The 19881-nt window shown below is 33.7% G+C and carries 19 protein-coding genes; 16 read left to right on the plus strand and 3 right to left on the minus strand.

Annotation, left to right across the window (positions count from 1 at the left end):
- Positions 1 to 99: 99 nt before the first annotated feature.
- The gene (locus tag ACVCZW_RS10095) at positions 100 to 1929 is read right to left on the minus strand and encodes a T9SS type A sorting domain-containing protein (RefSeq protein WP_452232335.1); all 1830 of its coding nucleotides are present in this window, start codon (positions 1927 to 1929) and stop codon (positions 100 to 102) included.
- A 260-nt stretch (positions 1930 to 2189) separates the two neighbouring features.
- Between ACVCZW_RS10095 and ACVCZW_RS10100 the strand changes: the two genes are divergently transcribed.
- A complete protein-coding gene (locus ACVCZW_RS10100; RefSeq protein ID WP_452229260.1) occupies positions 2190 to 2873 on the plus strand; it encodes a response regulator transcription factor in 684 nt (227 codons plus the stop codon).
- The gene (locus ACVCZW_RS10105) at positions 2873 to 3916 is read left to right on the plus strand and encodes a sensor histidine kinase (protein ID WP_452229261.1); all 1044 of its coding nucleotides are present in this window, start codon (positions 2873 to 2875) and stop codon (positions 3914 to 3916) included. Before ACVCZW_RS10100 ends, ACVCZW_RS10105 begins: the two co-directional genes overlap by 1 nt.
- Here the strand turns inward: ACVCZW_RS10105 and ACVCZW_RS10110 are convergent.
- Positions 3899 to 4951, minus strand: coding sequence for a glycosyltransferase (locus ACVCZW_RS10110; RefSeq protein ID WP_452232336.1), 1053 nt, complete (start codon positions 4949 to 4951; stop codon positions 3899 to 3901). The genes ACVCZW_RS10105 and ACVCZW_RS10110 overlap by 18 nt on opposite strands.
- A gap of 68 nt (positions 4952 to 5019) precedes the next feature.
- Here ACVCZW_RS10110 and trmB point away from each other — a divergent pair, with 68 nt between their 5' ends.
- The 11 genes from trmB to ACVCZW_RS10165 all read left to right on the plus strand — a co-directional run bounded on the left by trmB (position 5020) and on the right by ACVCZW_RS10165 (position 15482).
- Positions 5020 to 5694, plus strand: coding sequence for a tRNA (guanosine(46)-N7)-methyltransferase TrmB (trmB, locus tag ACVCZW_RS10115; protein WP_452232337.1), 675 nt, complete (start codon positions 5020 to 5022; stop codon positions 5692 to 5694).
- A 1-nt stretch (position 5695) separates the two neighbouring features.
- Positions 5696 to 6325, plus strand: coding sequence for a LysE family transporter (locus ACVCZW_RS10120; protein ID WP_452229264.1), 630 nt, complete (start codon positions 5696 to 5698; stop codon positions 6323 to 6325).
- A complete protein-coding gene (locus ACVCZW_RS10125; protein ID WP_452229265.1) occupies positions 6325 to 6654 on the plus strand; it encodes an MGMT family protein in 330 nt (109 codons plus the stop codon). Before ACVCZW_RS10120 ends, ACVCZW_RS10125 begins: the two co-directional genes overlap by 1 nt.
- 39 nt (positions 6655 to 6693) lie before the next feature.
- On the plus strand, positions 6694 to 7725 hold the full coding sequence (locus ACVCZW_RS10130) for a T9SS type A sorting domain-containing protein (protein WP_452229266.1): 1032 nt from the start codon (positions 6694 to 6696) through the stop codon (positions 7723 to 7725).
- A gap of 275 nt (positions 7726 to 8000) precedes the next feature.
- Complete coding sequence (locus ACVCZW_RS10135; RefSeq protein WP_452229267.1) at positions 8001 to 9137, plus strand: Mrp/NBP35 family ATP-binding protein; 1137 nt, start codon at positions 8001 to 8003, stop codon at positions 9135 to 9137.
- Between the two features lie 3 nt (positions 9138 to 9140).
- Positions 9141 to 9383, plus strand: coding sequence for a NifU family protein (locus ACVCZW_RS10140; RefSeq protein ID WP_203460079.1), 243 nt, complete (start codon positions 9141 to 9143; stop codon positions 9381 to 9383).
- A gap of 231 nt (positions 9384 to 9614) precedes the next feature.
- Positions 9615 to 10676 carry an NAD(P)/FAD-dependent oxidoreductase gene (locus ACVCZW_RS10145; RefSeq protein ID WP_452229268.1) on the plus strand — a complete coding sequence of 354 codons (1062 nt, stop codon included), beginning with the start codon at positions 9615 to 9617 and terminating at the stop codon, positions 10674 to 10676.
- A gap of 173 nt (positions 10677 to 10849) precedes the next feature.
- Positions 10850 to 11182: a ferredoxin gene (locus tag ACVCZW_RS10150; RefSeq protein ID WP_452229269.1), complete on the plus strand. Its 333-nt coding sequence runs from the start codon at positions 10850 to 10852 to the stop codon at positions 11180 to 11182.
- 382 nt (positions 11183 to 11564) lie between these two features.
- Entirely contained in the window at positions 11565 to 12908 is a 1344-nt protein-coding gene (locus ACVCZW_RS10155) for an autotransporter outer membrane beta-barrel domain-containing protein (protein WP_452229270.1), read from the plus strand.
- A gap of 23 nt (positions 12909 to 12931) precedes the next feature.
- Complete coding sequence (locus tag ACVCZW_RS10160) at positions 12932 to 14011, plus strand: imelysin family protein (RefSeq protein WP_452232338.1); 1080 nt, start codon at positions 12932 to 12934, stop codon at positions 14009 to 14011.
- 79 nt (positions 14012 to 14090) lie between these two features.
- Complete coding sequence (locus ACVCZW_RS10165; protein WP_452229272.1) at positions 14091 to 15482, plus strand: di-heme oxidoreductase family protein; 1392 nt, start codon at positions 14091 to 14093, stop codon at positions 15480 to 15482.
- A gap of 2 nt (positions 15483 to 15484) precedes the next feature.
- Here ACVCZW_RS10165 and ACVCZW_RS10170 read toward each other — a convergent pair whose 3' ends face one another.
- A complete protein-coding gene (locus ACVCZW_RS10170) occupies positions 15485 to 16384 on the minus strand; it encodes a metallophosphoesterase (RefSeq protein ID WP_452229273.1) in 900 nt (299 codons plus the stop codon).
- 292 nt (positions 16385 to 16676) lie between these two features.
- Here ACVCZW_RS10170 and ACVCZW_RS10175 point away from each other — a divergent pair, with 292 nt between their 5' ends.
- The 3 genes from ACVCZW_RS10175 to gmd all read left to right on the plus strand — a co-directional run bounded on the left by ACVCZW_RS10175 (position 16677) and on the right by gmd (position 19875).
- Positions 16677 to 17156, plus strand: coding sequence for a UpxY family transcription antiterminator (locus ACVCZW_RS10175; protein ID WP_452232339.1), 480 nt, complete (start codon positions 16677 to 16679; stop codon positions 17154 to 17156).
- A gap of 376 nt (positions 17157 to 17532) precedes the next feature.
- Positions 17533 to 18675, plus strand: a complete 1143-nt coding sequence (locus tag ACVCZW_RS10180; protein ID WP_452229275.1) for an MraY family glycosyltransferase — start codon at positions 17533 to 17535, stop codon at positions 18673 to 18675.
- Between the two features lie 84 nt (positions 18676 to 18759).
- The gene (gene gmd, locus ACVCZW_RS10185) at positions 18760 to 19875 is read left to right on the plus strand and encodes a GDP-mannose 4,6-dehydratase (protein WP_452232340.1); all 1116 of its coding nucleotides are present in this window, start codon (positions 18760 to 18762) and stop codon (positions 19873 to 19875) included.
- Positions 19876 to 19881: the final 6 nt, after the last annotated feature.

A 19881-nucleotide genomic window follows, 5' to 3' on the forward strand; every position in this document is an offset into this window, starting at 1 on the left:
TGATATAAAATAACCTCTCTGGTTATTTGGTCAAATATATTGCAAAAAAAAAGGCTGGTAAAAAATTACCAGCCTTTTAACAATAACTTAATATTGGCGTTATTTTATCACTAATTTTTTAGTGGTAACATTCCCATTTTGAGAAAGTTTTAAAATATAAACACCACTTGTTAAAGTAGCAACATTTAAAACATTGTTGTTTACTGTTTGGCTAATTACTTGTTTACCAAGAATATCAAAAACAGTAACAGCAATACCTTCGTTAGATTTGCTTGAAATGTTTACTAAACCGTTTGTAACAGGGTTAGGATATACATTAAATTGGTTTGCTTTAAAAGAATTAACAGATAAAGAGAAATCATTAGCAGCACCAGGAGTACCTAAGTCACCATTTCCAAGATCATTAGTAGCTATGCCCCAATTTGCACCATTATCATTATCTGTAGCATTTAAAGCTGTGATAGATAATTCCATAGCTGCACCAGAAGGATCCGGGAAAGTGGAACCATTATCCCAAATAACAGAATCAATATCTGAGCCAGAACATTCTAATATTAAACCATCCGTTCCGTTACCTAATGAAATATCATTAGCGTAGTTGTAGTCTAAAGCTGGAGCAGTAGTTGCTACATTACCAATTACAATGTATCCCATTGCAGGAACTATAAGAGAACTTCCAATAGTATGAACTTCTAAAGCAGAAGCTTCATCTTTAATTATCCAACCAATCATATCTATAGGAGTTCCAGTAGTATTATATACTTCAAAGTACTCTCCTGCAGGATCAGAGGCAGCAGCAGGATTTTGCATAACTTCAGTGATTATTATAGCTCCAGTACTAGGACAAGTAGCAGAAGGTACACAAGTAGGACTTCCAATTGTAGTGTCTAAATTACAGCTACTATTTCCAGAATCACCTGTAATAGTAACTTCTAAGTCTACACCTTCTGTTATTCCATTAATCGTTATAGTTCCAGCAGCCATTGTGCTTGGGTTGTCACCACCAACAGTACCTTCATTAACCATAATAGTATATGTAGAAGTGTTTCCTCCTGTAAATGCTAAAGTTGCATTATACGTATCTGTTCCAGCGGTTTCTGCAACACAAGTAGCCGTTTCAGCACCTAGTTCTAAAGTACAAGGAAATGCTACCGAAAAATGTACTGTTGCATTTACTGCAGGAATTATAGGATTGTTAGAATTATCTACTAATTCCATAAATACAGTAAAAGATTCTCCATCAGCAATAGCTATAGGTTGGTCTGTAGTGTCATATTTAAATTCATTAAAAGTACCAGAAGGAGTTGTTAGTGTTTGACGAATATGTCCGTCACCTGTACCATTAGCTACGTTAAAATTTTGAACATCAATAGAAACATCTACATTAGTAGTTCCTGAAGGAAATACAGCATTATCTGAAGGGCTAGTAATTGCTATAAATGGATCTGAAGAGATTCCTGTAAGGATAAGATTTCTTAATCTAACACCTCTTTCAGCAACACCATTGTTTGATATTTTAATCTGTACTTGGCTAGTAACACTGTTTAAAGTAAACGTTCCACCATCGATATAAGAAGATCCAGTTGTTACAGTAGATAATTCTGTTTGTGTGAAACTTGTTCCGCCATCAAAAGAAATTTCAATTTTAGCTGGGTTATAATCACCACCTCCATAAGAAGCAACATCTAAACTGAATTCTGCAGATGCATAAGCAGAAAGATCATAAACAGCGGTAAGGATTTCATCTGAAGGATCTCCAGATTCTACTAAATAGTAAGACCCTTTGTCAATTGATTGTGCAGTTACATTATTAGTATCAGACCATCCGGCAGAAGGATAAGCACCACCACCACCAGCGTTAAATACTTCAATTTGCCCAAAAGAAGCCGTTGCAATCAAAGTAAATAATAAAAAGTAAATTTTTTTCATAATTATGTTGTTTATAGTTAAGAAAACAAATATAGGGAGAAATCTGATTTTATCTATAGGAATTTTAAATATTCACAGTAATGTAACATTAGCTATCTACTTATATGTTAGATTTATAAAATACAATATCTATTTGAATGCCTGTCTGGTTGTTATGTTAATCCTTATGTTACTATATTGTTATTTGTATGTAAATTGCTGTTCTTGTTTCCGATTAATTTTATCTTTACATTATCTTAAACTTTAGTTTAAATAAGCAAATGAAGAAGAAAGACATTAAAATATTATTGGTAGATGATGAACCAGACATTTTAGAAATAGTTGGTTACAATCTAACTGCCGAAGGATATCAAGTTATAACTGCAGAAAATGGTTTGCAAGCAGTGAAAAAGGCTAGAAAAGAAAAGCCTCAACTTATTATTCTAGATGTAATGATGCCAGAAATGGATGGTATTGAAGCATGTGAACAAATTAGAAAAATAGAAAGCTTAAACAATACGATTATTACTTTTCTAACCGCAAGAGGTGAAGATTACTCTCAAGTTGCTGGTTTTGATGCTGGAGCAGATGATTATATCACAAAGCCAATAAAACCAAAAGTTTTAGTGAGTAAAGTAAAAGCTTTGTTACGCCGTTTTAAAGAGGTAGATGCAAGTGAAAGTATTGTGAAAATTGGTAGTTTGATTATTAACAGGGAAGAATATAAAATAGAACTTAAAGGAGTAGAAATCATTTTGCCCAGAAAAGAGTTTGAATTACTATCTTTACTAGCATCCAAGCCTGGTAAAGTTTTTAAACGTGAAGATATTCTGGATAAAGTTTGGGGAAATGAAGTCGTTGTTGGTGGAAGAACCATAGATGTGCACATTAGAAAACTTAGAGAGAAAATTGGCGATGATTACTTTAAGACCGTTAAAGGTGTTGGTTATAAGTTTGTAGAATAATGCAAAGAAAATTAAAGAAAACGTACAAATTTGCTTTTAAAACAGCATTGTACATCACTGTTTTTTTAACGCTCTTGATGAGTGTTTTTTTGTATAAATTTTATCTTCTAGATTGGATTCAAATTGTCTTCATAGCTTTAACTTGTTTTGTTTCTTCTTTTATAATTATTCAATATCGTGTAGAACAATTTATTTATAAACGTGTAAAAAAGGTGTATGATGATCTTACGCTTTTAGAATCTTCTACTTTAAAAAAAGAAAGGATTACCACAGATATGGCAACGCTTACAAGAGAAATTGATAAGTATGCTAAAGACAGAAAACTAGAGCTAGAACTTCTAAAAGTACGTGAAGAGTACCGAAAAGAGTATCTAGGTAATGTGTCGCACGAACTTAAAACCCCATTGTTTACCGTGCAAGGTTATATCCTTACTTTATTGGATGGTGCTGTAAAAGATAAAAATGTACGTGACAAATATTTAAGTAATGCCAATAAAGGAGTAGAAAGGCTAATCTATATTGTTCGGGATTTAGATATGATTACCAAATTAGAAATTGGGGATTTAAGTTTAAATATCGAGGCATTTGATATTGTAGCTTTAGTGCAAAGTGTTTTTGAGCTATTTGAAATGAAAGCATCAAAAAAGCATATCACCTTAACTTTTGATATGGATTATAAAGAACCAATTTTAGTAAAGGGAGATAAAGAGCGCATAGAGCAAGTACTTACAAATCTTATAGTGAATTCTATTAAATACGGAAGCCAACAAGGTACCACAGAAGTTAGTATTGAAAACCTTATTAAAAACAAGGTTATTGTTCGGGTAACAGATAATGGAGAAGGTATTGAGAAAAAACACATACCAAGATTATTTGAACGTTTTTACCGAGTAGATAAAAGTGGTTCGCGTAAAGAAGGCGGTTCTGGACTAGGCTTAGCAATAGTAAAACATATTATTGAAGCGCATGACGAAAAAATTTACATAGAAAGTGAATTTGAAGTAGGGAGTGAGTTTTCTTTCACACTAGAAAAGGTCGAATAATTTTTTATAATTCACTTCGTAATCAAAATGCTTTAAACCAGAATAAGTAGCTGTATTTTGTAGTTTGCTAATGGTGAAATCTTCCTGTTTGCAACTAGGTACAATGCCTAAAGTGTCCAGTCTTTCTGCTAAATATTCTTGTTCAAACTGACCAGGAGTTGGTATAAAAAAAGCTTCTTTTTCTAATTTTGCTAAATCCATTATGGTAGTATATCCAGAACGTGATAAAACCAAAGCACTTTCATTTATAGTTTGTTCTAGCAAAGCACTAGTCATAAAATTATAAAGAATTATATTGTCTTTTTTTATTTTAGTTTGTATCGGTTCAATAACGCCTTTAACAAAAACAATACTTCCTTTAAAACCTTTTAATTCTTCAAATAGTTTTTCTTCTAAAAACGTTCGTTGCGGTTCCGGACCAGATAATATAACTAATAAATCGGTTTTTATTATTGCTTCCTTTTTTTGGAATCTACTTAAAGGTCCTAAGTATTTTATTGGTAATTCCGTGATGTCCACATGACCAAGTTTTCCGCTTAAATTAGGTTCTCCTAAATTATCAGGAACCCAACAAACATCAAACTGTTGCATTACTTTTTGATGCATTTTAGTACTTAACCACGTCGTGCTTCCGCTTAAAACCTGTAGTTGATGACTTATAAAAACACAAGGCACTTTTTTGTTATGCAAGCCAAGTCTATTATCGCTTATAATTCCGGTAATATTATGTGCTTCAATAATTGTTTTAATTGCTTTCTTTTCTGCTTTAATTGCTTTTAAAACTTTAGGGGAATCTTTTAATAATTTCCATTTAAATAGTTTTGCATTTTTAGCATATGCAATATGGTATGAAGGTAGTTCTAGCGCTTCCAAATTCGGAAATTCCTTTTTTAATAATTGCAGAGCAGTACCATCGCTAGCCAAAACAACTTCAAAATCATGTAATATTAGCGCACGAATAATGGGTATGCAACGTGTAGCATGACCAAGTCCCCAATTTAGAGGAGCAACTAATATGCGTTTTTTTCCTTTCATAAAAAACAAAGATAAGCATAAACAAGGCTCGTTATATTTCCTTAATTTTGCCAAAACATTAAATAATTGTGGGAAGTAAAAATAAACTGAAACGTTTTAAAGAAAACGAAACTTTTAAAAACGTATTTGAACCAACAAGAGAAGAGCTTGTAGATGCGCAATACCAATTAAAAGGAAACTGGTGTGCTACCTTTTTTAAAAATGATAACCCTTTGGTTTTAGAACTTGGTTGTGGTAAAGGGGAGTATAGTGTCGCTTTAGCTGAAAAATATCCAAACAAAAACTTTATTGGTATCGATATTAAAGGTGCACGTTTTTGGAGAGGCGCTAAAACAGCAATCGAAGAAAATATACCAAACGTAGCTTTTATTCGTACGCAAATAGAATTGGTAGAACATGTTTTTGCTGAAAATGAAGTCGATGAAATTTGGATCACTTTTCCAGATCCACAAATAAAATATAAGCGTACCAAACACAGAATGACAAATTCTGATTTTTTAAAACGCTATAAAACGATTTTAAAACCAGACGGAATCATGAATCTTAAAACCGATAGTGAGTTTATGCATGGCTATACTTTAGGTTTATTACATGGTGAAGGTCATGAAGTATTATACGCAAACCATAACGTGTATAAACAAGAAGGAAGTCCGGAAGAAGTAACCAGTATTCAAACCTTTTATGAAAGCCAATACCTTAAAGATGACAAAGCAATTACGTATATTCGTTTTAAAATAAAATAGTTTGACAATAACCATTACATTTTTTTTAGGATTACTTGTTGCTTTAGTTGGTGTAACTCCTCCTGGATTACTCAACATGACCGCTGCAAAAATTAGCCTAAAAGATGGGTATTCTAGAGGGATCACTTTTTCTATTGGAGCCTGTGTTATCATTGTCATTCAAACATATCTTGGAGTGCTTTTCGCACGCTATTTGAGTAATCATCAGGATGTTGTAGACGTTTTGCAACGGGTTGCATTTATACTGTTTGTATTGATAACTATATATTACTTATTAATCGCCAAAACAGAAGATAAGCCCAAAGCAGAACTAAAAGTGAAAAGTAAAAAGAGTAGGTTTTTTCAAGGTATGCTACTTTCTGCTTTAAATGTATTTCCAATTCCGTATCAAGCGTATATGAGTATAACGCTTGCTTCTTTTGGTTGGATGAGTTTTGAAAAAACCAGTATTTTTTCCTACGTCGCCGGAGCTGCAACAGGTAGTTTTGTAATCTTTTATATCTATATTTTCTTTTTCGATAAAATTAAAAGCAAGACGCTTACTTCGCAAAAAAGCATGAATTATCTTATTGGTACCGTAACCGGAATAATTTCTATTATTACCTTGTTTCATATTCTTAAAGATTTGTAATGCAGGAAAAGACTTTAAATTTTTTCGAAAAAGTATATGAAGTGGCTCGCTTAATACCAGATGGTCGGGTTACAAGTTATGGTGCAATTGCCAAATATTTAGGTGCTGCAAAAAGTGCTAGAATGGTTGGTTATGCCATGAATGGTTCTGGCGCAAAAGATGTTCCTGCACACCGCGTAGTAAACAGAAAAGGATTGCTAACTGGAAAGTTTCATTTTGACGGTACAAACCTCATGCAGCAACTTTTAGAAAACGAAGGTGTTACGGTTATTGAAAACCAAATTCAAAACTTTGAAACGCTGTTTTGGGATCCTGCAAAGGAGTTATAATTGTTTGTTTAGGTGTATTTTTATTTAAAATTATCAAAAATGAAGAAACTATTACTTTTCTTATTTGCTGCGTTATGTATTAATATCGCCGTATTCGCGCAATGTAGTATTAATCCATATATACAAGATAATTATGAGTTAGATGCGAAGTTGTTAACGCTCAGAGCTATTTTAGCAGATTCTTCAGATCCAGATTTTGATAATCCTTTTTTACCAGAAGAAAGAGTTACACCTTATTTAGAAAAGCTTTCTGCTATTTATGAAAACCCAAATAACGATCCAGAGATCGATATGCTTTTTAGTTATTTTAATTTTCATGCCAATCAAGAGATTAGCAACCCTATTGAATTTAAAACGCTAGTTTTTAATGTGCCTACCGCTTTACCTTGGGTAGAAAATTTTAAAAATACAGCGGTGTCTGGTGTTTCTCCATTAGACAACTTAATGAGTACATATCAATTTACAATAGATACTTTTATAGATTTCACCTCTTCCTCTAGCACTGCTTTTTTTATTAAAACGAATTATGATGTATTAAATTTATATGCCTTAATAGACGACTTTGAAGCTATAGATAATTTTAATTATGCGGAAGTTTTTTTACAAGATATAGGCGTTAGAACAAATTATACTGGTCAACCATATGGCATTGAGTTTTATGAATTTGGAGCGCCAGCTGGAGAATATCCTACTTCCGCTTGTGATATTGTTTATATGGAAAATACATTTCACTTTTCCGTTTTTGGAGGAGATTGTTTCTCTGGGTGTCAAGTTGGTGAAACTATAGCTAGTATAACCGTTTCCGAGGATTGCCAAGTATTAGCAACACCAACATTTGAAGAAAATATTTTTTCTTTTTACCCCAATCCTGCAAACAATTACATTAATATAACAAGCAATAATATTCAAGACGAAACTACGATTCGCATTTTTGATATTACAGGAAAGCAAGTTTTAAAGCAAACTTTAATAGAAAGCATTTTAGATGTTTCTATGTTGTATTCTGGCGTTTATATCATTAAAATCAATCAAAATAATAAAGAAGAAACCCAAAGATTGGTTATTAAATAATTGATAGCAGTACGCTACAATTTTGTGTTCCAGCATGTAACTTGTCATTATTAAAGCATGTAACAATCTATCCGTATTTCCTAATTTTTGTAAAATTCACAAAGAATAGCAAATCCTTGAGTAATAGCTTTTTCTAATAATAACACAAAAAAACTTCCAGCCGCAATCTTCCGTCTTACAGCAATATTAATTATATTTGCTGTTTAGAATAAATCTTAATAGAATTTGAAAGTTTTGTCTATAATATTAGACTCTATTTTCAATAGATATAAAATATGAAAATCAACAAACAAGACATATTAAAAGCATTAGAAACCATTTCTGCACCTGGCGAAGGACAAAACATGGTAGAAAGTGGAGCGGTAACCAACGTAATAACTTTTGGCGATGAGGTTGTTGTAGATATTACAATTACAAACCCAAGCTTACAAGCAAAAAAGAAAACCGAAGTAGAAATACTACAGACGATTCATAGATTAGTTTATGAAAAAGCAAAGATAACCGTCAACATCAAAGTAGAAGCACCAACAAAATCTGCTCCTAATGTAATTAAAGGAAAATCGATTCCTGGAATTCAAAACATAGTAGCAGTAGCTTCCGGAAAAGGTGGTGTTGGTAAATCAACAGTTACCGCAAACCTTGCCGTTACTTTGGCTAAAATGGGATTTAAAGTAGGAATCTTAGATGCCGATATTTATGGGCCTTCTATTCCAATTATGTTTGATGTAGTAAACGAAAAACCGTTAGCCGTAAATATAGACGGAAAGTCTAAAATGAAACCTGTAGAAAATTACGGCGTTAAAATTCTATCTATTGGCTTTTTTACAAAACCGGACCAAGCCGTAGTATGGCGGGGACCAATGGCAGCAAAAGCATTAAATCAAATGATTTTTGATGCCGCTTGGGGAGAATTAGATTTCTTACTTTTAGATTTACCTCCAGGAACAGGAGATATTCACTTAAGTATCATGCAATCTTTACCAATAACAGGAGCTGTTATAGTAAGTACACCGCAAAACGTAGCGTTAGCAGATGCTAAAAAAGGAGTAGCAATGTTTCAACAAGAAAGCATTAACGTTCCAGTTTTAGGAATCATTGAAAATATGGCTTACTTTACACCAGAAGAATTGCCAGAAAATAAATACTATATCTTTGGTAAACAAGGAGCAAAAAACCTTGCCGAAGATTTACAAGTACCGTTTTTAGGTGAATTGCCTTTAATACAAAGCATTCGTGAAGCAGGAGACATTGGTCATCCAGCAGCATTGCAAACGGCAACAGCTTTAGAGCAGGCATTCGAGAAAATTACGCAGAACGTTGTGCAAGAAGTGGTACGAAGAAATGATGATTTACCGCCAACCGAAGCAATTAAAATAACAACAATGGCTGGATGTTCAGCGGTAAAAAAATAGTAAATGACTACAGAAGAACTAAGATTAAATATAGAGAAAGCCTTAGATGAAATTCGTCCCTTTTTACAAAGTGATGGCGGCGATATCTCCCTACTTTCTATTGAAGATGATAAAGTGGTAAAGGTGCAGTTAGAAGGTGCTTGTGTTGGTTGTAGTGTAAATCAAATGACCCTAAAATCAGGTGTAGAAATGACCATTAAAAAGTATGCACCGCAAATAGAGCAGGTTATTAATATAGAAGCTTAGTTGGGCGTGACCGCAAGGGTCAGGCTTTCACTACTCGCTCTCTGCGAGGAGCTCAAACAAGCCGTTCAATCCTTCACGCAAACTGATAAAAGTCATGAAATTTGGCAACTAAAAACGAGTACTTTGCAAAAACAAAGTTGAATAATAATATATAATGTGTACTCCTGTGCGGTTTTTAAAACCGCACAGGTTTATGCGTATTAAAAGATACCCACTTTTGTGGGCATTTATATGATTAAAACAGATATACTTATAATAGGAGCTGGTCCAACAGGGTTATTCGCCGTTTTTGAAGCTGGCTTATTAAAATTAAAATGTCATTTAATTGACGCGTTACCACAACAAGGCGGACAATGCTCAGAGCTATATCCTAAAAAGCCTATTTATGATATTCCAGCATATCCAGAAATTCTTGCTGGCGATTTAACACATAAATTAATGGAACAATGCAAACAGTTCGAACCAGGATTTACACTTGGTGAACGCGCAGAAACCATAGAAAAACAAGAAGATGGTAGCTTTATTGTTACCACCAATAAAGGAACAAAACACCAAGCACCAGTAGTAGCCATCGCTGGTGGATTAGGAAGCTTTGAACCTAGAAAACCTTTAATACATAACATTGCACATTTTGAAGATAAAGGTGTGGAGTATATGATTAAAGAACCAGAATTTTACAGAAATAAGAAAGTAGTTATTGCTGGTGGTGGAGATTCGGCGCTAGATTGGAGTATCTTTTTAAGTGATATTGCAAGTTCAGTAACTTTAATACATAGAAGAAGTGAGTTTCGCGGACATCTAGATTCTGTAGAAAAAGTACAAGAACTTAAAAATGAAGGAAAAATAGATCTAATTACACCAGCAGAAGTAATTGGCATTTTAGGCGATAAAAAACTAACAGGAATAGTTGTTAAACAAGCAGAAAATATAGAAAAAGAGTTTGAGTTGGAATGTGATCATTTTATTCCGCTTTTCGGACTTTCACCTAAACTAGGACCCATTGCAAATTGGGGATTAGAAATAGAAAAAAATGCGATTAAAGTAAATAATGCATTAGATTACCAAACAAACATACCAGGAATCTACGCTATTGGAGATGTAAATACCTATCCAGGGAAATTGAAATTAATCCTTTGCGGATTTCACGAAGCAACATTGATGTGTCAATCTGCGTATCAAATAATTAATCCAGGAAAAAGGTATGTGTTAAAATATACTACCGTTGCTGGAGTAGATGGTTTTGATGGAACGCGTAAAGAATCACCAAAAGCAGTCGTAAAAAAGATTGAGTAACAAGTAAACAGTTTTCAGTAGCAGTTAGCAATGCTTGCTCGATTGCAAACAAAAGATATGCTAAAAGTTGTAAAATAATTAATTTCACCTCTGAGTTTTTCTGCGAAAACTCCGAGATTCTCAGTGTAATAATAAAAAAGAGGTTCCCACTTTCGTGGAAGGGAACAGGAAACATGGAACAAGATATAAACATAAAAATAACAGATAGAGATGGTGTAACACATGAAGTGCTTGCGCCAACAGATATGGCAATGAATCTAATGGAAGTCGTTCGTTCTTATGAGCTTGCTCCAGAAGGAACTATTGGTATTTGTGGTGGTATGGCTATGTGTGCTTCTTGTCAATGTTATGTGTTAAGCGAAACCGAATTGCCAGAAATGCAAGACGACGAAGAGGCGATGTTAAGCGAAGCATTTAATGTGAAAGAAAACTCTCGTTTAGGTTGCCAAATTCAAATGACTCCAGCAATGGAAGGTTTAGAGGTAGTACTTGCTCCAGAAAGTTAAATCCCTTCTAAAATAGGATTCTCCTAATCGGAAAACTTATGGTATAATCCATATAATTTGGAGTGCGCTGTTTGCAGATCAATGAATGGATTTCTGTCCTCTTAAAAATGCAATATGCAATAAGACCTAAACATGAGAATAATAGACATGGCAATGCTTGTGATGAACATGGTCATGAATACAAACTTATTTCCTGCATATGCAATACTCTTCATAAAGGAATAAAATCACGTAGTATCTTCAAAGTGAAGCGGTTACCGTAGTAATCGCAATTCACAATTTTAAAAACGCTCATTTTTATTTAGACTAGTTAAAAATAAGTTAAGTTTTTATTTGGATTTAGTCTAAATAAATATAGATTTGCAGCTTATTTAGAATTAAAATGAAAAAAATTATAGTTATTCTTCTAGTGTTAATTACAGCTAGAATGCATTCGCAAGTAAAACAAGACGCTGTAGCTTTAAGTCAGCTTAAGGAAGAAATTAAAAACGAGCTTAGAGAAGAGTTAAGAATCGAAGCTGCAACAAAAAAAGATCCGTTATTACGATGGAGTAACTTTAGTCTTAGAGGTTACGGAGTTGTAAATTACTACAATAACGACTACGATACAGATCCTACGCTAAAAGATAAATTTGATGCAGAGCGTTTAAACCTATACCTAGAGTATAAATTTACAGACAGAATAAGTTTAAAAACCGAAATAGAGTATGAACACGGTGGAACAGCTTCTGCTTTAGATTTAGACACGCAAGAAGAGTTTGGTGAATTCGAACAAGAAATTGAAACTGGTGGAGGTGTTAAGTTAGAGCAAGTACATATCAACTTTAAAATAAGACCATACTTTAATGTTCGTGCTGGTAAAATGAAAATGTATTTTGGCTTACACCAAAGTTTAGATACACCAGTACAGTATTTTACTACCACACGTCAGGAAATGGAAAATGCTATTATTCCTTTAGGTTGGTATGAAACAGGTATTGAGTTTTATGGTACTTTTGCAAAAAGGTTTAACTATAGAGCATATATCGTTAGTGGCTTAGATGCTTCCGGATTTTCTTCCAGAGGATGGATCAAAGATGGTTACCAACAACGTTTTGAAATGGCTAATGCAGCATCTTTAGCATTTTCAGCACGATTAGATTATAAATTTGGTACACATAAAGATACCTATGTTGGCATTGCGGCATATATTAATGATGCGGCAGCAAATAGACCTAAAGATGATATGAGCGAGAGTGCTTATGTTACCATTGTAGAAGGGCACGTTACCTATAACGAAAACAATTTAAGATGCAACGTAATCGCACTTTACGGAAACCTAGAAAATTCAAATATTGTTTCTCTTCGTAATGCAAATTTATCCAATAATTTAGGAGTAAAAAGAACACCTGTTGGTAAAAACGCTTTAGGGGTTTCAGCAGAAATCGGGTATAATATTCTGCCATTAATTAATACAAATACTACACAACAATTATTTCCTTTTGTACGCTATGATTATTATGATACCATGCAAGACGTAGAAGGAAGTATCATAGATAATCCGCGTTGGGAACGAAACGTCATTACTGGAGGAATGAACTGGTTTGTGCATCCGCAAATAGTTGTAAAAGCACAATATTCAGATAGAGAATTAGGTTCCGAAAACTACGATTTATCTACACTAGAATACACAGGAGAAAAACAACACGACAGAACCTTTTCAGCAGGAATAGGTTTTAAATTTTAATAAATATAACACACACACTTAATATGAAAAAAAGCAATTTATTTTTAAGCCTAGCCACATTAGCAGCCGTAAGTTTTACTAGTTGTAGTGATAATGAAGAAAATTCGGAAACTGTAGATCCTAACGCTGGAATATACACCGAAGTATTAACAGACTTAGCTATAGACGTAATTACAGAAACGTATAATAGTTTATATACTAATTCGGTAACATTAGAAACAGCCGTTAGTAATTTAACGATTGGAAATGAAACGGAATTAGACGCTGTAAAAGCAGCATGGCAAAATACAAGAGCGCCTTGGGAAAAATCGGAAGGCTTTTTATATGGTCCAGTTGATACGGACGGAATTGATCCAGCTATAGATTCTTGGCCTGTAGATGTTAATGCAATTGACAATATTTTAAATAGTACGAATGAAATTACTTCTGCTTTATTAGAAAGTAATAACGAAGCTAGAGGATTTCATACGCTAGAGTATTTTATTTGGGGATTAAATGGAAATAAAGCGGCTTCCGAATTAACAACAAGAGAACTAGAATATTTAGTCGCAGCAACACAAAACTTAAAAACAAAAACACAAGAATTATATTTTGGTTGGCTAACTTCGGAAGGGGATTTTGCTTCTAACTTTGTGAATGCAGGTGCATCAGGATCTATCTATACTTCTCAAAAAGGTGCTTTGGAAGAAATAGTAGAAGGTTTAGTGATTATTACAGATGAGGTTGCAAATGGTAAAATTGAAGAACCTTTAAATGGTAATAATGGAGGGGCAAAACCAGAAGCGGAAGAATCTCGTTTCAGTAACAACTCCAAATTAGATTTTGCTAACAACATTAGAAGTATTCAAAATATCTATTTAGGAGATTTCAATGGTAATAATGGAAACGGAATTACGAATGTGGTTGCTTTATCTAATGCAACATTAGATGCTGAGGTTAAAGTTGCAATAGCAGCTGCAATTGCAGCTATCGAAGCAATTCCTGGTACATTCACAGATGCGATTGTAAATAATAGAACAGCAGTACAAAATGCGCAAACTAAAGTAGCAGAATTACTAATTGTTTTAGAATCAGATTTAACACCGTTTATTACTAGTTTATAGAAGTAAATATAGTATTATAATAATTAGAAAGAAGAGTATGTATACGTGTATATTCTTCTTTTGCATATAACGTATTATTTTGAAAAGGAGTATTTATTTATTAGGATTACTAGTTTCTTCGTTTACATTTTTCACATCTTGTTCCGACAACGAACCGGAAAATTATGTGAATTTACCAAGCATTGAAAATCGTTTGTTGGCAGGAGGAGAAACCACTGTTTTTTTAACCTCTAGTAATGCTTTTAGTACGCCAGCAGCGAATTTAAATGGTAGTGATTTGGAGATGCACTTAGATGGTGATTTTCAATTCGAAGCTGCTTTTGTTACCGCGCCAGCAACGGTTAACGGAGGTATCGGTCCCATTTTTAATAATACGTCTTGCGTAAGTTGTCATCCTAAAGATGGTAGAGCAAAATTTCCGGATAATCTAAATAGTTTGTCTGGCTTTTTTCTAAGATCTAGTATTCCTGGAGAAACTGCAAATGGAGGTCCGGTTCCAGCGCCTAACTTCGGACTCCAAGTACAAAATCAAGCCATTTTTGGTTATGAACCGGAAGCAAAATTTCAAGTCCATTATACCGCGATTGTGGAAACTTTAGCAGATGGTACAGAAGTAATCTTACAAAAACCAGATTACATGTTGGTAGATGCGTACGTTGCTGTACCAAGTTCTATATTATTGTCGCCAAGACTTGCACCTCCAGTTTTTGGTTTGGGTTTATTGGAAGCAATTTCAGAATCTGAAATATTAATGCATCAAGATATTAATGATATCGATCAAGATGGTATTTCTGGTAAAGCAAACTATGTGTATGATGTTGTTTCTGGTACAACGCAAATTGGACGCTTTGGGTGGAAAGCAAATACCGCTACTATTTTAGAACAATGTGCAGGAGCCTATCTTCATGATATGGGAATTACAAGTGCTATGTTTCCGCAAGAAACAGGTTTCGGACAAACAAACGGAAGTGATGGTTTAGCAGATGATCCTGAGATTACCGAAGAAATTTTAAACCAAGTAGTATTTTATTGTCAAACACTAGCCGTTCCCGCTCCAAGAGATTTAGAAAATGAATCGGTAAGAAGAGGTTCTCTAATTTTTGAAGAGCTACAATGCGCTTCTTGTCATGTACCAAGTATGACAACTTCTAGTAATGCTATTTCCGCAATATCCAATCAAACTATTTATCCGTATTCCGATATGCTTTTACATGATATGGGAGAAGGTTTAGCAGATAATAGACCAGATTATTTAGCGAATGGAAACGAATGGAAAACAAGACCGCTTTGGGGAATTGGTTTAACACAAGTGGTTAATGGACATACCGATTTTTTACATGATGGAAGAGCAAAAAATATAACCGAAGCTATTTTATGGCATGGTGGTGAAGCATTAAATGCTAAAAATATGTTTAAAGAATTGGCTCCTTCAGAAAGAACAGACTTATTAAACTTTGTGAATTCGCTTTAGTGTTATTCCGTTTTGTAATCTATTAATTTTTTAGGGCCTTCCAATAGAACACGTACAATTTTTAGCGTACCATCTTCTGTAGTGGCAATTTGCCATTTGATTAGGGAGATTTCGCCATTTTCAATTTCAATTCCCGTAATGCTTCTTGGATGTACGCAACTACCATCATTAAAAAAAGCAATATCTCCAGGCGCCGGAAAACGTGGTCTGTGTGTATGGCCAACCACCGTAATTATGTTGTTGTTTTCTGTGATCCATTTTTTGGTTCTTCGTTCTACTTTAATAAGTTCTTTGTAGTTTTTTGCTGGTGTTGTAGGATCTGCAATGCCCATAACATTCAGGGGTTTCCAAAGTACTCGGACTAAAAATCGACTCCATTTCCAAAAGGTATAGTTCCACCAGTCTGCTTGATGGCCATGCGTTAAAAAAATTTCTTGTTGGGTTTCTGTATTTTTTAATATAATGCCTTCATGGTATTTAATACCACAAAAAAGTTCGACATCCTCACCAATTTTTTCATCAAAATAGGTAGAAAGATTTTTTTCCACATACTTCGGGTCGCGATATACCATATCATGATTTCCCCAAATCATATGCAATCTATTTTGCTCATGAAATAACTTCATAAGTAGGTATACATTTTTATGTGCTTCTAGTATTGGTGTAAAAGATAAGTTCTCCCAAAGTTCATCACCATCGCCAATTTCAGCATAACTAAATCCTTCGGCATAATAATTCTTTAAAGCATGAAAGTAAATGTTTCTATTATTCGCAAAATCATCTGCAAAACTATTATCTCCACGATGACAATCACTAAAAAGAATGAATTTGGAATCGTTATCAAAATCTAAAATCTTTGCTTCTTTATAAGCTCTGTCTAATCGTTTTTTTGCTGAAAACATGTAGCGTTTTTAAAGAGAACAATATATGGATTATTTTCTTTTAAATTTCCAGTGTGTTATGCTGATCGGTACTATACGTTTTTATGAAAACTATAGCTGTTTTTAAATGAGAAATAGGAAAATAGTTTACATGTACATAAAACGATTATTAATAAGATAGATAGTAAAGAGGATTTCTTTTTAAAAGGACTTTTAGTTTTTAGTCTTGCACAAATTATAAGGTCTTAATTATGAGTAGTAATCTTTAAATGTTATTTTTACTATATGAAAATAGCTATTAAAAGGTCTTTACATGCAGGATAAGAAATGGTATGTATTATATGTGAAGCGCAATCATGAAAAAAAAGTAGAAAAACTTATTAATGCTTGGGGTGAAGCCGTACTTGCATTTTGTCCAACGCGAACAGAGTTAAGAGTTTGGAGTGATCGAAAGAAAAAAATACAGGTTCCTTTGTTGCCTCGCATTATTTTTATTCATGCCACAGAAGAGACGCGAGCAAAAGTTTTTGATATTCCTGGAACTGTGAATTATTTATATGATCAAGGGGAACCAGGTGTAGTTAGAGACGTGGAAATTGAATTTTTAAAAAATAATTTGGAATCTCTTGATGTTAAATCACATACTTTAGAAGCGTTTACTCCGGGAACTACCCTATTTATGGATGATTTTGGATTAGATAATCAAAAAGGTCTTATTGTTAAATCTACCAAAAATAACCTTTGGGTTGTTTTGAAGTCGGTAGGATTTGTTGTAAAATTGCAGCTTAATTAAAAACGCCCAAATCTAAATAACCAACTGTTTAAAAGAGTATTACGATTATATCCAAATCATATCTAGTAAATTATTAATAAAATCTATTTTAGGTTTTTCTATATAATTTATGAAACTACTTAAATTCTAAATTCATGTTATTCTAATCCTAAAAACTGGAAGGTATTTCAGGATTAAGATACATCTTTTTTTTAACATGCAGTCACCCATTTTATTTTTTGTTCGTTACGGTTATATTATACCTCAAAGAGAAGTATTTTACTTTTCTTTATAATTCTAATGACAACTTGCAATGGGACAAGTAAGGGCGAAGCCACGTCAATTTGTTATTATAGTATAGTATTTCTTCTAGTTCTAATCAGATATAGCTATTATTATGATTTCAGATTATTTACCAACGAATCACGAGGAGATCACCGCCTTGTTACACAATTATAAAGGAATCGCAGTGGTGTGTACTGCAGCTTTTTCTTTAATAGTTACTCTAATAGTAATGCCTAAAGTGGTAGCGATAAGCAAAGAGAAAAATTTAACAGCGCTGCCAGATGGTAGAACGTCTCATAAAGGCATCGTTCCCACACTTGGTGGCGTTGGTGTGTTTACGGGTTTAGTACTTACTATTAATATTACAGCTATATTATTTGCAAACTATGGCCAACTTATTGACTTATTAATTTTTAATGCTCTAGTATTGTCCCTATTATTAGTGGGGATTTTTGATGATATTATGAAGATGGCACCTCGAAAAAAATTGGGGTACCAGACCGCTATAGCTACGGTATATGTTATTGGAACAAATGTTCATATAGATTCGTTTAAAGGATTGTTTGGTTTAGGAGAGTTACCTGCAGTGCTTGCCATAATTTTTTCAGTTTTTGTAATTGTTTTAGTTATTAATGCCTACAATTTAATTGATGGTATAGATGGATTAGCAGGAGTATTAGGAGTTTTGATTTCTAGTTACATGGCTGTTGTTTTTTATTATAGTGGTTACTTTTTTTATAGTTTAGTGTGTCTCTCGTTGGTAGGTTCTTTACTCGGGTTTTTAGTATTTAACTTTTCGCGGCATCGCAAAATATTTTTAGGCGATACAGGTTCTATGATCGTTGGTTTTTTACTGGCTATTGAAATCGTTACCTATTTGAGTGTGAGTGCTTACAATACGGAGTTGTTGTTGTTCAGAAATGCTCCTGTTATTGTTATGGCTTTATTATCTTATCCTTTATTTGATACCTTGCGTGTGTTTTGTATCCGGATATGTAATAAGCGTAGTCCGTTTTCAGCAGATAGAAAGCACATACATCATCGTTTAATAGATTTAGGTCTAAAACATAAATATGCTACACTAATTATAGCGCTTTATACCATTATAATTACAGGTTTGGCATTTTCTCTTAACCATTTACCAATAAATGCAGCATTTGCTATTACGCTTCCTATAGGAATACTACTTTTACTATCCCCTTTTATGGTAAAAATAAAAGTAGGTAAACTGAAATGGGTGGTGCCTACATTGTAAAGGGACAATAAAGAAAGGATTAACAAGGTTATTACAATATATCCATAAAAAATAAAAACCCGTTAGATTACGGTACTTATATATATGAAAAAAATAGCACTAATTACCGGCGTTACAGGGCAGGATGGCGCATATTTGACAGAGTTCTTATTAAAAAAAGACTATATCGTACACGGTATTAAACGTCGTAGTTCGTTATTTAATACCGATAGAATTGATCACCTGTATCAAGATCCACACGTGGATAACCGTAATTTTATTTTGCATTATGGTGACATGACGGATAGTACCAATTTAATCCGAATAATTAAAGAAGTACAACCGGACGAAATTTATAATCTAGCAGCAATGAGTCATGTTGCTGTATCTTTTGAAATTCCCGAATATACTGGTAATGCAGATGGTTTAGGGACTTTACGTATTTTAGATGCAGTACGATTATTAGGATTAGAGAAAAAAACGCGTATATATCAAGCGTCTACTTCCGAACTGTACGGAAAAGTGCAAGAAGTACCACAGACGGAAACTACACCTTTTTATCCACGCTCCCCATATGCAGTTGCAAAAATGTATGCCTACTGGATGACGGTCAATTACCGAGAAGCATACGGTATGTTTGCTTGCAATGGTATTTTGTTTAATCACGAATCTCCTTTACGTGGAGAAACTTTTGTAACCAGAAAAATTACTAGAGCAGTTGCTAGAATAGGATTAGGGTTGCAAGATCAATTGTATTTAGGAAACCTAGATGCGCAACGCGATTGGGGTCACGCCAAAGATTATGTACGTATGATGTGGATGATTTTACAAGCAGATGAAGCAGAAGATTGGGTAATTGCAACTGGTAAAACGACTTCTATTCGTGATTTTGTCAAATTTGCATTCCAACACATTGGTGTAGAATTAGAATTTACAGGAACAGGTGTGGATGAGGTAGCAACTATCAAATCAAGTACAAATCCAGACTATCTATTAGAAATTGGTAAACAAGTACTAGCGGTTGATCCAAGATATTTCAGACCTACAGAAGTAGACTTGTTAATTGGAGACGCAACTAAAGCAAAAGTGAAATTAGGATGGACACCCAAAATTGAGTTGCACGAATTAATTGAAGATATGATGACGTCCGATTTGAAACTCATGAAAAAAGACAGATATTTAAAAGAAGGTGGTTATCAAACGCTAAACTATTTTGAATAATAGGGT

It is taken from the genome of Lacinutrix sp. MEBiC02595 (assembly GCF_053601555.1).

Bases quoted from the DNA above. Each gene is read 5' to 3' on its own strand.
- ACVCZW_RS10170 (WP_452229273.1), bottom strand. From the start codon at position 16,384: ATGTTTTCAGCAAAAAAACGATTAGACAGAGCTTATAAAGAAGCAAAG.
- ACVCZW_RS10095 (WP_452232335.1), bottom strand. From the start codon at position 1,929: ATGAAAAAAATTTACTTTTTATTATTTACTTTGATTGCAACGGCTTCT.
- ACVCZW_RS10175 (WP_452232339.1), top strand. From the start codon at position 16,677: ATGCAGGATAAGAAATGGTATGTATTATATGTGAAGCGCAATCATGAA.
- ACVCZW_RS10130 (WP_452229266.1), top strand. From the start codon at position 6,694: ATGAAGAAACTATTACTTTTCTTATTTGCTGCGTTATGTATTAATATC.
- ACVCZW_RS10135 (WP_452229267.1), top strand. From the start codon at position 8,001: ATGAAAATCAACAAACAAGACATATTAAAAGCATTAGAAACCATTTCT.
- ACVCZW_RS10150 (WP_452229269.1), top strand. From the start codon at position 10,850: ATGGAACAAGATATAAACATAAAAATAACAGATAGAGATGGTGTAACA.
- ACVCZW_RS10125 (WP_452229265.1), top strand. From the start codon at position 6,325: ATGCAGGAAAAGACTTTAAATTTTTTCGAAAAAGTATATGAAGTGGCT.
- ACVCZW_RS10105 (WP_452229261.1), top strand. From the start codon at position 2,873: ATGCAAAGAAAATTAAAGAAAACGTACAAATTTGCTTTTAAAACAGCA.
- gmd (WP_452232340.1), top strand. From the start codon at position 18,760: ATGAAAAAAATAGCACTAATTACCGGCGTTACAGGGCAGGATGGCGCA.
- ACVCZW_RS10155 (WP_452229270.1), top strand. From the start codon at position 11,565: ATGAAAAAAATTATAGTTATTCTTCTAGTGTTAATTACAGCTAGAATG.
- ACVCZW_RS10140 (WP_203460079.1), top strand. From the start codon at position 9,141: ATGACTACAGAAGAACTAAGATTAAATATAGAGAAAGCCTTAGATGAA.
- ACVCZW_RS10110 (WP_452232336.1), bottom strand. From the start codon at position 4,951: ATGAAAGGAAAAAAACGCATATTAGTTGCTCCTCTAAATTGGGGACTT.
- ACVCZW_RS10180 (WP_452229275.1), top strand. From the start codon at position 17,533: ATGATTTCAGATTATTTACCAACGAATCACGAGGAGATCACCGCCTTG.
- ACVCZW_RS10100 (WP_452229260.1), top strand. From the start codon at position 2,190: ATGAAGAAGAAAGACATTAAAATATTATTGGTAGATGATGAACCAGAC.
- ACVCZW_RS10145 (WP_452229268.1), top strand. From the start codon at position 9,615: ATGATTAAAACAGATATACTTATAATAGGAGCTGGTCCAACAGGGTTA.
- ACVCZW_RS10160 (WP_452232338.1), top strand. From the start codon at position 12,932: ATGAAAAAAAGCAATTTATTTTTAAGCCTAGCCACATTAGCAGCCGTA.